This window comes from Pseudomonas sp. LB3P25 (assembly GCF_054897985.1).
In genome coordinates, this window is the sequence record NZ_CM142711.1 from 4598474 (window position 1) to 4613740 (window position 15267).

Genomic DNA, 15267 nt, shown 5'->3' on the forward strand with positions numbered 1-15267 from the left:
CTGCGACCTGAATTACCGAGTTGAACTCGGGTTTTGAAAACCACCCCTCACCCCAACCCTCTCCCCAGAGGGTAGAGGGAGCTGACCGAGTGGTTCTTTCAAGCTACATCGACCTGAAAAATCAAGTCGAACTCAGGTTTGAAAAGCATGAAGATCTGCCCCCTTTCCCCCTCTCCCCTGTGGGGAGAGGGCTGGGGTGAGGGGTGGGTTTTGAGTCGACCTGAAAAATCAAGTCGAACTCAGGTTTGAAAAGCATGAAGATCTGCCCCCTTTCCCCTCTCCCCTGTGGGGAGAGGGCTGGGGTGAGGGGTCGATTTTGAGCCCAACTAAATCGCCAACCCCACCACCCCTTCCCCGGCCATCTGCCGCAACAACCCCGCCCCACTCTCCATAAACTCCAGCGACCCAGCCATCCCCGCCTCCACCGCCAACCCTTCCAGCTGCGCCCGCCCGTTCAGCTCGGGAAACGCCTCAATCCGCTGCAACAACCGCCACGCCAACGGGCTGAGTGCAGAAAACTTCACACTCCAGTCCTCAGCCCGTCGCACCAGTAGCAACGTCGGCTGAGCCGGTGGGGCGTCCGGCTGGTAATCCGGCCCCACCAACTGCACCGGCCAGGCATAAGCCAGCGGCCAGGCCAGCGGCGACACCTGCAACGGTCGGTCCAGCAACAACCCGGCATCGCTCAGCGGCAACGGCTCGGCCTCGGATTGTTGCAGCGCCATCTCAACCCACTCGTAATGCGCCAGCTCCACCATGAACGGCGGCCACGACCCTTCGCTCAACGCTTGCGGTTCCGAGGCCAGAAACTCGACAAACTCCTTGGCGATCTCGCCGAATTTCGGCGTGTGCGCGCGGTAGTCGCGCAGGAAAATCCGTACCAGTGAACGCCAGTGTTCATCACCGAGAGTCTTGATCAGGACTGGAAAGGTGCCGCTGAGCAGCGATGACAGGTTGGAGAACACCAGGTCGCGGTAAACCTGCGCCCGCGCCACGTCCATTTCAGCCGGAGGCGCACAATGATCGGGATCGCGCAGGTAAAGGCCCAAGGTGTTTTGCTGCTGAAACAGACTCGGCTTATCCACGGTTCACCCCCTCGGTTTGCAGGCGGCGAATGGTCTGCAATTCGGCCACCAGTTCGGAAAATGCCGGGAAGTTGAAATCCCGCTCCAGCAGTGTCGGTTGCGCGCCGAACCGGGCGTAAGCCTCAGCCAGCAACGACCAGACCACCGGTTTGACCGAGGCGCCGTGGGTGTCGATTTTCAAGGTGTCGGACTCATCGAAATGCCCGGCCACGTGCATGGCAACCACCCGGCCCGAATCGATGCCGGCCAGAAAGGCCTGCGGATCGAACCCGTGATTGATCGAGTTGACGTAGACGTTGTTGACGTCCAGCAGCAGGTCGCAATCGGCTTCGCGCAGCACCGCGTTGGTGAAGGTCACCTCGTCCATATCCTGTTGTGGCGCGGCGTAGTAGGAGACGTTTTCCACCGCCAGACGCCGACCAAGAATGTCCTGAGCCTGGCGAATTCGCGCGGCGACGTGATGCACCGCTTCTTCGGTAAAGGGCAACGGCAGCAGGTCGTAAAGGTGACCGTCATCACTGCAGTAGCTCAAGTGTTCGCTGTACAGCGGCACCTTGTATTGATCGAGGAAAACCCGGACTTCCTGCAGAAACCCGACGTCCAGCGGTGCCGGGCCGCCCAATGACAGGGACAAGCCGTGACAGGACAACGGAAAACGCTCGGCCAAGGCACGTAACGCATGACCATGAGCGCCGCCGATACCGATCCAGTTCTCCGGCGCGACTTCCAGAAAATCAAAATCGCCCACGCGGGCGGCTTGAAGGTCTTTCATTAAACCGCGACGCAAGCCGAGCCCGACGGTCGCCTTCGCTGAGAGGGTGGGAGTTTGCATGATGTCGATCTCAATGATTGCCGGAACGGAATCACAGTTAACCGAAAAGGTGTATCGGGCCTGTGTTCCGCTCCGGCAGAAGTTCGCAGCGGTTGTATCGCCAGCGGGTCCGTACACACTGTGGTACAGACCCGCCGTTGCGCGTTAAGCCAGGTCGTACTTCTCGCGCACCAGATGGCCAATGCCGATGCGATCCAGCACGTTCATCGGGCACAGGAAGGTCACGCGGACGGTGCCCGGCAAACGGCTGATGTCGATCGAACCAGTGATGGTGGCGCGGTTGAGCACTTCGTCGTACGGCAGACCGGTGACCGAGGCGGCGCGGTTCAAGCCGTTCTCTACCGCGACGTTGAGGTTCTCGCCGCTGCCGATAAAGGTGATCGGCCCGCTCTGCTCGATGTCGTGCTGACCCCAACGCTCGCCCAGTTCGCGGACTTTCTGCCGCTGCTCGGCATTCATCGGCCGGGCCATGGGCGGCAAGTCGTCGAGGTTTTGCAGCAGAATCGGCCCTTCCAGGGTCAGGTTCTTGATCACTTCCACCACCACTTCGGTTTCCCCGGAGCAATCGGTGGCATGCCCGGCGATCTCGCCGTTGCCTTGCTGGGCGTGCATGTCGCCCATGTACACGCCGGCGCCTGGCACCTTGACCGGGCAGATCAACACGCAACCCTCGCGGATCGAGTTGGTGTCCATGTGGCCGTCGGTCTTGGCCGCGTGCAGTTCTTCGCGGGTCATGCCAAAGCGGTGCGGCGCGTTGATCAGGTACTGGCCAAAATCGGCGCAGTTGTGGGAGTCGGGCAAATCACGGGCCGGCGTGGTGCCGATGTTGCCGAGGAACGGCCGCATGTGCGCCGCCACACCGGGGATGTCGGCGCGCGCCAGGGACAGGATCGAATGTTGCGCGGCGAATTCCGGCAGCGCCGACATCTCGGATGCGTTACCGGCCAGTTGATTGGCGACGTCCTGATTGACGGTCAGGCTGACCTGATTCTGCGCATCGAACACGATCACGTAGCCGTGGCTAAAGCGAAACGCGCTGACTTCGGCGCCACAGGTGTTACAGCGAATCGCGTCCTCGCCGATGCCTTCGACATGGCTGGCCGGATGCTCGGTGCCGCACTCGGCGCAGAGTTTGGAAACGAACGGATCGCCGTGGTAGCGACCGTCAACGAAGCTCATCACCCCGGACGAAGTGGCGAGAGAGGTGACGCGCATGCGTTTGATCTTGATCGCCACCGCGTCGCCGATTTGCGCACCGGCGATGGCCACCGGTTGCGTCACTTCGTGGCCACCCTCGAAGGCCGGCGTGATCATCGGCCCCCAGCAGCCCGGCGGTGTGCCGGTGATCAGGGTGCCGCCGTCGGCCAGTGGCCCGAGCATCGTCTGGCTTGGGCCGATGATGCCGCGGGTGTATTGGTCGACACGCAGGCGATTGACGGGTGTAGATTTCAGGTCGGTTTCAGGCAGGAGCGTGGTCATTGTTGTCCCCTTCACGGTGTATAGGGCGCCAAACGGCCTACGCAGTTCATCGCAGGTTTGTATCTCGTCTGTGTTCGGCAGTAGCCCTGAGTTAGTGGGCTCTGTATCGGGAGGCTGGTTAGATACAGTGAGATACACAACACAAATCCCTTGTGGGAGCGAGCCTGCTCGCGAAGAGGCAATGCCAGTCGACACCAATGTTGAATATCAGACCGCTTTCGCGAGCAGGCTCGCTCCCACAGGGGTACGGTGTGACCCAGGGGATGTGGGCAAAGGCTTTCGTCGCCCCAGGCTGTGATGCACGGACCCCGGACTAGACTTAATGCACGCAGGGCATTCTTATCGTCCTGTTCATTCCCACGACCACCGTCCAGAGGTGAACGCCTCGAAAAACAAGGCCTCTGGACCGTGATCCTGCTGAAGGAGCACACGTGATGGACGAGGCCAGACTCAATGATTTCATGGGCAAACTGGTGAACGACATGGGCGGCGCGGCGATGCTCGCCAACGTCATCCTCGGCGAAGAGCTCGGACTGTACCGGGCCATGGCCGACAGTCAGCCAGTCACCCCTGAAGCCCTCGCCGACAAAACCGGCTGCAACACCCGCCTGCTGCGCGAATGGCTCAGTGCCCACGCCGCTTCCGGTTACATGGAACACCGCGACGGCCAGTTCCGGCTGCCCGAAGAGCAGGCCCTGGCATTGGCGATTGAAGACTCACCGGTCTATGTGGCGGGTGGTATTGGGGTGGTCGCATCGTTTTTCCATGACAAAGACAAACTGGTTAACGCCATGCGCGGCAACGGCGCCCTCGCCTGGGGCGATCACCATCCGTGCATGTTCAGCGGCACGGAGCGGTTCTTCCGGCCAGGTTATAAAGCGCATCTGGTCGCCGAATGGCTACCGGCACTCGAAGGCGTGGTCGCCAAACTGGAGGCTGGCGCCAAGGTGGCGGATATCGGCTGCGGGCATGGCGCTTCAACCGTAATCATGGCCCAGGCGTTCCCAGATTCGCGGTTCGTCGGGTTCGACTACCACGCACCCTCCGTCACGGTCGCCACCCAGCGCGCCGAAGAAGGTGGCGTGGCCGGGCGTGCACGGTTCTTCCAAGGCACGGCAAAAAGCTTCCCCGGCGACGACTATGACCTGGTCTGCTACTTCGACTGCCTGCACGACATGGGCGACCCGGTGGGCGCGGCGCGGCACGCTTATGACGCGCTGAAACCGGACGGCTCGGTGCTGCTGGTGGAACCGTTCGCCAACGACTCGCTCGATGACAACACCACCCCGGTTGGCCGGTTGTTCTACGCCGCCTCGACCTTCATCTGCACCCCGAACTCGCTGTCCCAGGAAGTCGGCCTCGGGCTCGGCGCCCAGGCTGGCGAGGCGCGGCTGCGCAAGGTGTTCACCGAGGCGGGTTTCAAGACGTTCCGTCGGGCTACGGAAACACCGTTCAACCTGATTCTGGAGGCGCGTAAATAACCGCCGTTGACGGCTGACGGCTGACGGCTGACGGCTGACGGTCTACTGTAGGAGCTGCCGCAGGCTGCGATCTTTTGATCTTGATTTGGCGATGCTGAAATCGCTGAAGATCAAAAGATCGCAGCCTGCGGCAGCTCCTACAGACCCTCCGGAGTGTTGAACATGCTCGACAGCCTCATCCGCGAACAACTTCACCGCCTTCAGCAGTTAATGGCCGACCAGCCGTTTGTGGTCCTGACCGGCGCCGGCATCAGCACCCCGTCGGGCATTCCCGACTACCGCGACAACCAGGGCGTGCGGCGTGGCCGGCAACCGATGATGTATCAGGAATTCCTCTCCGCGCCCGAATCCCGGCGTCGCTATTGGGCGCGGGCGATGCTCGGTTGGCCACGGGTGCGCCAGGCCCAGCCGAACGTGGCCCACGAGGCCTTGGCCAGTTTGCAAAGTTCTCAGCAGATCAGCGGGCTGATCACTCAAAACGTCGACACCCTGCACGACCAGGCCGGCAGCCATGACGTCATCGAACTTCACGGCAGCCTGCACCGGGTGTTGTGCCTGGACTGCGGAAAACGCAGCAAGCGGGACTCAATCCAGCAACTGATGGAAGCGCAGAATCCGTATCTGGCCGGGGTGGACGCGGTGCAGGCGCCGGATGGCGACACGCTGCTGGATGCGGCGTTTGAGGCGCGGTTTCAGGTGCCGCATTGTCCGCATTGCGCGGGTGAGCGGATGAAGCCGGATGTGGTGTTTTTTGGCGAGAATGTGGCGCAGATGACGGCGGCCAAAGCAATGGCGGCGGTCGAAAAGGCTGCGGGGTTGTTGGTGGTCGGGTCTTCGTTGATGGCGTATTCGGCGTTTCGGTTATGCCGCGCGGTGGCGGATCAGGGGAAGCCGTTGATTGCGATTAATTTGGGGAAGACTCGGGCGGATGATTTGCTGGATTTGAAGATAGAGGGGTCTTGTGAGCGGCTTTTGCCTCTTCTGACGCAACGCCTGATTCGTTGATGCCTATGGGTAAGTGTTCGACTTTAGATCCACCCCTCACCCCAGCCCTCTCCCCAGTGGGGAGAGGGGAAAGGGGGCCGATCTTCATGCTTTTCAAAACTTGAGTTCGACTCTCGGTCGCAGGTCGCAGGACATCTCCCATGCAACTCGGTCAGTCCCCTCGCCCCTCTGGGGAGAGGGTTAGGGTGAGGGGTGGTTCTCTCAGTATGTCGAATAAAGCCTGAGCCGCTGCCGACAGCTCCACCCCAGGTTTCGTCAGCACCCCAATCGCCCGTTCCACCACCGGATCGCGCAAGGTAATGCACCGCGCACCCAGTTCCAGCATCTGCCCGACACACAACGCCGGCACCGCGCTCACCCCCAACCCGCTGGCAACCATCCGTCCGACCGTCGCCAACTGATGGCTTTCAAACTCCACCGGCAATTTCATCCCCCGCGCCTGCAAGTGTTCTTCGAGCATCACCCGCACCGTGGACGGGCGCTGCAAGGTGATGAACGGCTCCTTAAGCAAAGTCTGCCAATCGATGTCTTCCCGTTCGGCAAAAGGAGAATCCTTCGGCACAACGGCCACAAACCGATCCCTATACAACGGCGTGAATGCCAGCGATGAACTTTGAGTCGGCTCAAACGCCACCCCCAGCTCGACCTGCCGGTCACGCACCATCTCCAGCACCTGCTCGTTGATCACGTCATTCACCGTGACGTTGACCTTGGGATAGCGCGCGCGGAAGGTTTTCAGGATCGGCGGCAGCAGGTTGCCGGCAAATGAGGGCATTGCCGCCAGGGTCACACGACCACGCTGGAGGGTGAAGCGTTGGCGCAGCTCATCCTCGGCATTGTCCCAGTCGGCAATCAGGCGACGCGCCAGTGGCACCAGCGATTCTCCTTCCGCCGTCAGCGCGACATTGCGTGTATTGCGCGTGAACAGGCGCCCGCCCAGCCCCTCCTCCAGCGCCTTGATGGTCAGGCTCAACGCCGATTGCGACAGGTGCAACCGCTCGCAGGCCACGGCAAAACTCAAACTCTGGGCCACGGCCAAAAATGCCCTGATCTGCTTGACGGTCATGCGCGGTCTCTCCAAGGTAACTACATTAATTCAACGTAAAAAAACCCCTGTAGGAGCTGTCGAGTGAAACGAGGCTGCGATCTTTTGATCTTGTTTTTAAAGATCAACGTCAAAAGATCGCAGCCTCGTTTCACTCGACAGCTCCTACAGGTTCCTATGGCCTCACATTGGTTAGTTTTATCTATCAATCAACCTTAAAAATCAACTTAACAAATGAATACTACGGCGAGACACTCCATCCCCATACGGCTAGCCAGCCGCCCACAAAGAATAAAAGAGGTGCATATGGCAGGTTTCGACAAGCGCGTGAGTTCCTACGAGGAAGCCCTTGCAGGTCTTGAAGACGGCATGACCGTGATCGCCGGCGGCTTCGGCCTGTGCGGGATCCCGGAAAACCTCATCGCCGAGATCAAGCGCAAAGGCACACGCGACCTCACCGTGGTTTCCAACAACTGCGGCGTCGACGGTTTCGGCCTTGGCGTGCTGCTGGAAGACCGGCAGATCCGCAAAGTGGTGGCCTCCTACGTCGGCGAGAACAAGATGTTCGAGGAGCAACTGCTCAGCGGCGCCATCGAAGTGGTCCTGACCCCTCAAGGCACCCTGGCCGAAAAAATGCGCGCAGGCGGTGCCGGCATCCCCGCGTTCTTCACCGCCACCGGCGTCGGCACTCCCGTTGCCGACGGCAAGGAAGTCCGCGAATTCCATGGCCGCAAGTACCTGATGGAAGAATCCATCACCGGTGACTTCGCCATCGTCAAAGGCTGGAAAGCCGACCATTTCGGCAACGTGATCTATCGCCACACCGCCCAGAACTTCAACCCGCTGGCCGCCACTGCCGGCAAGATTACCGTGGTCGAAGTCGAAGAAATCGTCGAGCCCGGCGAGCTGGACCCGGCGCAGATCCACACTCCTGGCATCTACGTCGACCGGGTCATTTGCGGCACGTTCGAGAAGCGCATCGAACAGCGCACCGTGCGTAAGTGATCCCCTGCCCCCGGACCTGAAGGAATAACAACAATGGCACTTTCCCGCGAACAAATGGCTCAACGCGTCGCCCGCGAAATGCAGGACGGCTTTTACGTGAACCTGGGCATCGGCATTCCGACCCTGGTCGCCAACTACATCCCTGAAGGCATGGAAGTCATGCTGCAGTCGGAAAACGGCCTGCTCGGCATGGGCCCCTTTCCTACTGAAGAAACCATCGATGCCGACATGATCAACGCCGGCAAACAAACCGTGACCGCGCGTATCGGCGCGTCGATCTTTTCCTCGGCCGAGTCCTTCGCGATGATTCGCGGTGGTCATGTCGACTTGACCGTGCTGGGCGCCTTCGAAGTCGATGTTGAAGGTAACATCGCCTCCTGGATGATCCCCGGCAAGCTGGTCAAGGGCATGGGCGGCGCGATGGACCTGGTGGCCGGCGCAGACAACATCATCGTCATCATGACCCACGCCTCCAAGGACGGTGAGTCCAAGCTCCTGTCCAAATGCAGCCTCCCGCTGACCGGCGCCGGGTGCATCAAGCGTGTGCTGACTGACCTCGCCTACCTGGAAATCCAGGACGGCGCATTCATTCTCAAAGAACGTGCACCGGGCGTCAGCGTCGAGGAGATTGTCGCCAAGACCGCCGGTAAACTGATCGTGCCGGATCACGTTCCGGAAATGCAGTTCGCTGCTCAGTGAGGAATCATTCCATGCAAGAAGTCGTCATTGTCGCCGCCACCCGTACCGCCATCGGCAGTTTCCAGGGTGCGCTGGCAAACGTGTCCGCGGTTGACCTCGGTGCTGCGGTGATCCGTCAGTTGCTGGCGCAAACCGGCCTGGACGTTGCTGAAGTCGATGAAGTGATCATGGGCCAGGTGTTGACCGCCGGCGCCGGGCAAAACCCTGCCCGCCAGTCCGCCATCAAGGCCGGCCTGCCCTTCACCGTGCCTGCGATGACCCTGAACAAGGTCTGCGGTTCGGGCCTGAAAGCGCTGCACCTGGCCACTCAGGCGATTCGCTGCGGCGATGCCGACGTGATCATCGCCGGCGGCCAGGAAAACATGAGCCTGTCCAATTACGTCATGCCCGGCGCCCGCACCGGTCTGCGCATGGGTCACGCGCAAATCGTCGACACCATGATCAGCGACGGCCTGTGGGATGCGTTCAACGATTACCACATGGGCATCACCGCCGAAAACCTGGCTGAAAAATACAGCCTGACTCGTGAGCAACAGGACGCCTTCGCCGCGGCCTCGCAGCAGAAAGCCACGGCCGCCATCGAAGCCGGGCGTTTTGCCGACGAAATCACGCCGATCCTGATTCCTCAGCGCAAAGGCGATCCGGTCGCCTTCCAGGTTGACGAACAGCCTCGGGCCGGCACCACCGCTGAAGCGCTGGGCAAACTGAAACCCGCCTTCAAAAAGGACGGTTCGGTGACCGCCGGTAACGCCTCGTCCCTGAACGACGGCGCCGCTGCGGTAATTCTGATGAGCGCGGAAAAAGCCAAGGCCCTCGGCCTGCCCGTGCTGGCGAAAATCGCGGCTTACGCCAATGCGGGCGTCGACCCGGCGATCATGGGCATCGGCCCGGTCAGCGCGACTCGTCGTTGCCTGGACAAGGCCGGCTGGTCCATCGGCCAACTGGACCTGATCGAAGCCAACGAAGCCTTCGCCGCACAATCTCTGGCGGTGGCCAAGGACCTGGAATGGGACCTGAACAAGGTCAACGTCAACGGCGGCGCTATCGCCCTGGGCCACCCGATCGGTGCGTCGGGTTGCCGGGTGCTGGTGACCTTGCTGCATGAAATGATCAAGCGTGACGCCAAGAAAGGCCTCGCCACCCTGTGCATCGGTGGTGGTCAGGGCGTGGCACTGGCGATCGAACGGGCGTAAAGCGTTCAACAGACGGCGCGGGGACCCACGAATATCCGTTCGCCGTCTGGCAAAACACCCGGTGCGACTCACGTCGCACCGGGTCCTACAGTCAGTCATAAATCTACGCTGCGCCGCATACTTTGTAGCAGCTGGCGAAGCCTGCGTTCGGCTGCGAAGCAGTCGTGGAATCGGGCAGTGCGGTGCATCAGAAGTAACGCGTGTTCAGGTTTGGCGACTGCTTCGCAGCCGAACGCAGGCTTCGCCAGCTGCTACAGGTTGCGTCGTCAGGCAAATTTCACCAGGTTCAGCACCGGCAGCGGACCGCCTGGAAACTGCACCAGCCGCGCCCCGACGCTCAATTCCCCCAGATCAATCCCGAAGAACCCCAGCTGTTCGATCAGCGCCGCCACTTGAGCTTTCGCATCGGCATCATCCCCCGAGAGAAACAGCACCCGCCGCCCGCCCTCCGCCGCCGGATCGCTTTCCAGAAAGCGCGCCTGAAGGTGATTGAACGCCTTCACCACCCGCGCACCGGGCACCCATTCGGCAAACACTTCGCTGGACATTCGCCCCTGCAAATCCACCGCTTTGAACAACGGCGCCTCGATTGAGTTGTTGGCGTCGATGACAATCCGTCCACCAAAATCCGACAGACCGTCGAGCGCGGTCGGCAGTTTCGACCAGTTGACCGCGACCAGCACGATGGCTTGTGCGGCGGCCTCCTCGCGGGTGCCGGCACGCGCCGTGGGCCCGAGTTCTGCCACCAGCGAGGCCAGGCTTTGCGGGCCACGGCTGTTGGCGATCACCACTTCAATGCCTTGACGCGAGAGTGCTCTGGCAAAGGCTGCGCCGATTGCGCCGGCGCCGATGATTCCGATGGTGCTCATGGTTGTTCACTCCGAGGGTTGTCGTTGGAATGAATACTGCACTTGCCATTAGTGTTTGATTAGCGGGTAATGCCTTGAATGATCTTCAAGCATGACTAGCAGGTGCCTGCCATGGAAACCCTCGCCAACCTCGAATCTTTTGTCCGCAGTGCCGAAACCGGCAGTTTTTCCGCCGCCGCACGGGTGCTCGCGCTGACCCCTGCCGCTGTCAGCCGTAACGTGGCGATGCTTGAACGCAACATCGGCGTGCGGCTGTTCCAGCGTTCGACCCGCAAGCTGTCCCTGACCGAAGCCGGGGAGCGCTTTCTGACCAGCATCGGCGGCAATCTGGAAGCGTTACAGACAGCGATCAGCGCGGTAAGCGGCGACCAGGGCGAGCCGGCGGGCGTGCTCAAAGTCAGTCTGGCGCCGACGTTTGGCATCGATCATATCTTGCCGCTGCTGCCGGCGTTCCTGGCACGCTACCCACTGATTCGCCCGGAATGGCACTTCGAAAACCGCCCTGTGGATTTGATTGCCGAAGGGTATGACGCAGCCATCGGCGGCGGCTTCAAGTTGACGCCCGGGGTCGTGTCGCGGACGTTGGCGGCGGCGCATGTGGTGGCGGTCGCCTCACCCGCCTACCTGGCCGGGCGCACACCGCCCGACAGCCCGGCGGACCTGTCCGAACACACCGGCATTGTGATGCGCGGCACCCGCACCGGGCGGATTCGCCAATGGCTGATGCACGATGGTGCTGGCAATGAAGCACCGGCCAATCTGAACGAACACATTGTGCTCAATGATCCGGCCGCCATGCGCGAAGCGGCGATACTCGGCCTGGGCGTGACACTGCTGGTGTTGCCGGATGTGCTGGCGAATATCCAGCGTGGCGAACTGGTGCGCCTGCTGCCCGATTGGCACGCCGACGCGGGGCCGATTTCTCTGTATTACCCGAGCCGGACGTTGATGCCGGCCAAGACCCGGGTGTTTATCGACTTTGTGGTTGAGGCGTTTCAGAGGGAGACCGCGTAATCGTTCTTCGCGAGCAGGCTCGCTCCCACAATTGATCTGCGGTGAACACTAAATCTGAGAGCCCCCCATCCCATGTGGGAGCGAGCCTGCTCGCGAAGAGGCCCGGTCAGGCAACACAGCTTCAGACTCAGGCTACGAACTGCAAGATCAACCAGCTATTCGCCCCGCTGATCAGCACAAACAACCCCCACGCCAGTACCCGCGTCGGCCACCTATTCACCAACGGCCCCATGAGCGTGTGATCGTTGGTCATGCGAATCAGCGGATACAACGCAAACGGCAATTGCAGGCTCAACACCACCTGACTCAACACCAGCAGCTTGCCGATCGCATCGTCGCCCATCAGCCAGACGCCAATGAACGCCGGGATCAGCGCCAGCCCGCGTGTGAGCAATCGCCGTTGCCAGCAAGGAATCCGCAGGTTCAGGAAGCCCTCCATGATCACCTGCCCGGCGATAGTCCCGGTGAAGGTCGAGCTCTGACCCGAAGCCAGCAACGCGACGCCAAACAACACACTGGCCAGCGCCCCGCCCACCAATGGGTCGAGCAGGTGATAAGCGTCCTGGATGTCCACCACGTCGGTATGTCCGGTCTTGTGGAACGCCGCCGCGGCGAGGATCAGGATGGCCGCGTTGACCAGCAACGCCAGGGCCAGAGAGCCAATGGTGTCGATGCGCGCCAGTTTCACCGCATCCTGCTTGCTGGCCAAGTCCTTGCCGATCATCCGGGTCTGCACGATGGAGGTGTGCAGGTACAAGTTATGCGGCATCACCGTGGCCCCGAGAATACCGATGGCCAGGTACAGCGGCGCGGCATCGCCGATGGCGGACAGTGACGGCGTGAACCCCCGGGCGACGTCCGGCCAGTAGGGTTTGATCAGCAGCAATTCAACGAAGAAACACACGCCAATGGTGCCCACCAGCACCAGCATGATTGCTTCGAGTCGGCGGAAGCCACGGTTTTGCAGGGCCAATACCAGCAACGTGTCGAATGCCGTGAGCGCGATGCCGAAGGTCAGCGAACAGCCCAGCAGCAAATGGAACGCCAGGGCGCAGCCGAGCACTTCGGCCAGGTCAGTGGCGATGATCGAGATTTCCGCCAACACCCACTGGGTCCGTGCGGTCCGCGTGCTGTAGCGCTCCCGGGACAACTGCGCCAGATCACGCCCGGTGGCGATGCCCAGGCGTGAACACAAACACTGCACCACCATCCCCGCCAGACTCGCCAGCAGCACCACGAACAACAGACTGTAACCAAACCGCGAGCCGGCCTCGATGGCGGTCGCCCAGTTGCCCGGGTCCATGTAGCCGATGGACACCAGTAAGCCAGGACCGGCAAAGCGCAGCATCCGGTTGAAGAACGAGGCGCGGGGATCGACGGCAACACTGCCGGCCACTTCTGGCGGACAGAACGGCGCCGTGGCGGTTTTGGGCAAACTGAATTTCACGCAAACATCCAGAAACAAGTGGGAGGGGGCAGCTTAGACGTTTCACGCGTTGCGGTGTACACGCAAAACCCTGTAGGAGCCAAGCTTGCTCCGGGCGGCGATCCGACGATGAAGGCGACACATTCAGTATCGAAGGGCCTGTTAGATCGCCATCGCGAGCAAGCTCGGCTCCTACAGGGCGGTGTCGATTGAAGCCCTGATATTTGTATACAAAATCACGACATCTATAGAGCAATCACTCACTCGCAATGCTAACGTTACCGCCTTACTCAGGTCGGAGGTGCGTGCGTGCTGATACTCAAACTGCTGGTCATCCCAGGGTTTCTCTTGCTGATTTCCCTGGCCGGTAAACGCTGGGGACCGAGTGTCGCCGGTTGGCTGTCGGGGTTGCCGGTGGTGGTCGGGCCTATTCTGTTCTTTCTCGCCGTCGAACAGGGTCCAGAGTTCGCTGCTCAATCGGCGACGGCAGCGCTGTCGGCGATGTTCGCGATGATTGCCTTTTGCGTGACCTACGCTCAGGTTGCACAACGCGCGGGGTGGCTGTGGACGCTGATGATTTCGCTGTTGGTCTGGGCCACGGCGGCCGTTGTACTGTCGTTGATTCCCCCGTCCCTGGTGTTCTCAGTGATCGCCGCCGCGACCGCCCTGCTGGCGGCGCCGTATCTGTTTCCCTCGGTACAGCCGATCGTTTCAGGCCCGGCGCCGAAGTCCGACAAACTGCTGCTGCGCATGATTGCCGGCGCCCTGCTCACCCTCGCCGTCACGTTGTTGGCCAGCACCGTTGGCGAACGCTGGAGCGGCCTGCTCGCCGTGTTTCCGGTGCTGGGCAGCGTGATGGCGGTGTTCTCCCAGCAAACCCGCGGACCGGCGTTTACCGCTGCGTTGTTGCGGGCGACGGCTACCGGGATGTATTCGTTCGCCGCGTTTTGCCTGGTGTTGGCGTTGACCTTGCCAGGCATGGGTCTGACCGCGTTCGCCCTGGGCATCGCGGTGTCAGTGGGTATGCTCGGGGTGACCAAGCGCTTGTTGGCCAAACCGATGAGCCCCGCACCAGACGCTGGACGTACGGCAATCAAACGCTAAGCTGCTTGATGTCATCGGGCCAGGATGTCGCCCGCTCATCGCGCTGAAGGAACAGACATGACTCAGCTCCGAAACAGCCACAGCGCGACGGCCGTCGGCGTGATTGCGATTGTGCTCTGGTCCTCCCTGGCCTTGCTGACCACCCTCACCGAAGGCATTCCACCGTTTGAACTGCTGACACTCGGTTTCGGCGCGGCGTTCGCGGCGAGCCTGGTGATTCTGGGACGACGTGGGCTCGCCGGGTTCAATAGTTGGCGCCAGCCCTGGGCCGTATGGGCGACCGGGTTCGTCGGAATTTTCGTTTATCACGCGCTGTACTTTTTCGCGCTCAAAGCCGCCCCCGCGGCCGAAGCCAGTTTGATCAACTACCTTTGGCCGCTGTTGCTGGTGTTGCTGTCGGCGTTCTCGGCCGGAGAAAAGCTGCACAAACGGCAATTGCTCGGTGCACTGCTGGGCCTGGCCGGCACGGTGTTCATCATGCAGCAACACGCGCCGGCGGCGGGCGCGGCGATGCCGGTGGCCGGGTATCTCGCGGCGTTTGGCTGCGCGCTGATCTGGGCCGGGTATTCGGTGTTCAACCGGCGCTTCAACGAAGTGCCCAGCAGCACCATCGGTGGCGTCTGCGGCCTGGTGGCCGTCGCCGGGCTGGCCTGCCATCTGTTGTTTGAAACCACGGTCTGGCCAGACGTCAGCCAATGGGCGGCCATCATTTGCCTTGGCCTGGGACCGGTAGGCCTGGCGTTTTTTGCCTGGGACCACGCCACCAAACACGGCAGTCTGGCGACGCTGGGGGCGCTTTCCTACCTGGCGCCGCTGATTTCCACGGTGTTGCTGATCACCGTGGGACGCAGCCATGCCAGCCCGATTCTGATCGTCCCCGCGCTGCTGATTATCGCCGGGGCAGTGATCGCCACGTCGCGATCGACCGCCAAAGTGCCGATAACACGTTCGATAGTTTCGAACGAGTAAAGCAAAAAGATCGCACGTCATTCGAACGGGTTTACTTCAACATCAGCCTCAGTTCAACACC

The 15267-nt window shown here is 61.4% G+C and carries 14 protein-coding genes; 8 read left to right on the forward strand and 6 right to left on the reverse strand.

From position 1 onward, the window contains the following. Positions 1-326: 326 nt before the first annotated feature. From ACYZTW_RS20970 to ACYZTW_RS20980, 3 genes are all read right to left on the reverse strand, one after another. Positions 327-1085: an HvfC family RiPP maturation protein gene (locus tag ACYZTW_RS20970; RefSeq protein ID WP_462001620.1), complete on the reverse strand. Its 759-nt coding sequence runs from the start codon at positions 1083-1085 to the stop codon at positions 327-329. Further along, positions 1078-1917, reverse strand: a complete 840-nt coding sequence (locus ACYZTW_RS20975) for an HvfB family MNIO-type RiPP peptide maturase (protein WP_462001621.1) — start codon at positions 1915-1917, stop codon at positions 1078-1080. Before ACYZTW_RS20975 ends, ACYZTW_RS20970 begins: the two co-directional genes overlap by 8 nt. Positions 1918-2061: 144 nt before the next feature. Next, positions 2062-3396 (reverse strand): acetamidase/formamidase family protein, encoded by a 1335-nt coding sequence (locus tag ACYZTW_RS20980; protein ID WP_462001622.1) that lies wholly within the window; start codon positions 3394-3396, stop codon positions 2062-2064. Positions 3397-3830: 434 nt separating this feature from the next. On the opposite strand from ACYZTW_RS20980, the gene ACYZTW_RS20985 reads away from it, so the two are divergent. Together ACYZTW_RS20985 and ACYZTW_RS20990 are read left to right on the forward strand one after the other, a co-directional pair. Then, a complete protein-coding gene (locus ACYZTW_RS20985) occupies positions 3831-4877 on the forward strand; it encodes a class I SAM-dependent methyltransferase (protein ID WP_462001623.1) in 1047 nt (348 codons plus the stop codon). Positions 4878-5039: 162 nt separating this feature from the next. Beyond that, positions 5040-5882: an NAD-dependent protein deacetylase gene (locus tag ACYZTW_RS20990; RefSeq protein ID WP_462001624.1), complete on the forward strand. Its 843-nt coding sequence runs from the start codon at positions 5040-5042 to the stop codon at positions 5880-5882. Between the two features lie 151 nt (positions 5883-6033). On the opposite strand, the gene ACYZTW_RS20995 is transcribed toward ACYZTW_RS20990, so the two are convergent. After that, on the reverse strand, positions 6034-6948 hold the full coding sequence (locus ACYZTW_RS20995) for a LysR substrate-binding domain-containing protein (RefSeq protein WP_462001625.1): 915 nt from the start codon (positions 6946-6948) through the stop codon (positions 6034-6036). Positions 6949-7233: 285 nt separating this feature from the next. Between ACYZTW_RS20995 and ACYZTW_RS21000 the strand changes: the two genes are divergently transcribed. Genes ACYZTW_RS21000 through ACYZTW_RS21010 form a run of 3 tightly spaced genes read left to right on the forward strand, consistent with a single transcriptional unit; the run spans position 7234 to position 9824 of the window. Then, the gene (locus ACYZTW_RS21000; RefSeq protein WP_074875602.1) at positions 7234-7932 is read left to right on the forward strand and encodes a CoA transferase subunit A; all 699 of its coding nucleotides are present in this window, start codon (positions 7234-7236) and stop codon (positions 7930-7932) included. Positions 7933-7965: 33 nt separating this feature from the next. Further along, a complete protein-coding gene (locus ACYZTW_RS21005) occupies positions 7966-8631 on the forward strand; it encodes a CoA transferase subunit B (RefSeq protein WP_282382231.1) in 666 nt (221 codons plus the stop codon). Between the two features lie 11 nt (positions 8632-8642). Next, positions 8643-9824 carry an acetyl-CoA C-acetyltransferase gene (locus ACYZTW_RS21010; RefSeq protein ID WP_462001626.1) on the forward strand — a complete coding sequence of 394 codons (1182 nt, stop codon included), beginning with the start codon at positions 8643-8645 and terminating at the stop codon, positions 9822-9824. Between the two features lie 266 nt (positions 9825-10090). Here ACYZTW_RS21010 and ACYZTW_RS21015 read toward each other — a convergent pair whose 3' ends face one another. Next, positions 10091-10693, reverse strand: coding sequence for an NADPH-dependent F420 reductase (locus ACYZTW_RS21015; protein ID WP_462001627.1), 603 nt, complete (start codon positions 10691-10693; stop codon positions 10091-10093). A 111-nt stretch (positions 10694-10804) separates the two neighbouring features. Here ACYZTW_RS21015 and ACYZTW_RS21020 point away from each other — a divergent pair, with 111 nt between their 5' ends. After that, positions 10805-11707 carry a LysR substrate-binding domain-containing protein gene (locus ACYZTW_RS21020; protein WP_462001628.1) on the forward strand — a complete coding sequence of 301 codons (903 nt, stop codon included), beginning with the start codon at positions 10805-10807 and terminating at the stop codon, positions 11705-11707. 127 nt (positions 11708-11834) lie between these two features. Here the strand turns inward: ACYZTW_RS21020 and ACYZTW_RS21025 are convergent, their stop codons facing one another. Beyond that, positions 11835-13154 (reverse strand): Nramp family divalent metal transporter, encoded by a 1320-nt coding sequence (locus tag ACYZTW_RS21025; protein ID WP_462001629.1) that lies wholly within the window; start codon positions 13152-13154, stop codon positions 11835-11837. A gap of 288 nt (positions 13155-13442) precedes the next feature. On the opposite strand from ACYZTW_RS21025, the gene ACYZTW_RS21030 reads away from it, so the two are divergent. Both ACYZTW_RS21030 and yddG read left to right on the forward strand, forming a co-directional pair. After that, positions 13443-14237, forward strand: a complete 795-nt coding sequence (locus tag ACYZTW_RS21030; protein ID WP_462001630.1) for a hypothetical protein — start codon at positions 13443-13445, stop codon at positions 14235-14237. 57 nt (positions 14238-14294) lie between these two features. Then, positions 14295-15206 carry an aromatic amino acid exporter YddG gene (gene yddG / locus ACYZTW_RS21035; protein WP_462001631.1) on the forward strand — a complete coding sequence of 304 codons (912 nt, stop codon included), beginning with the start codon at positions 14295-14297 and terminating at the stop codon, positions 15204-15206. Positions 15207-15267 lie beyond the last annotated feature (61 nt).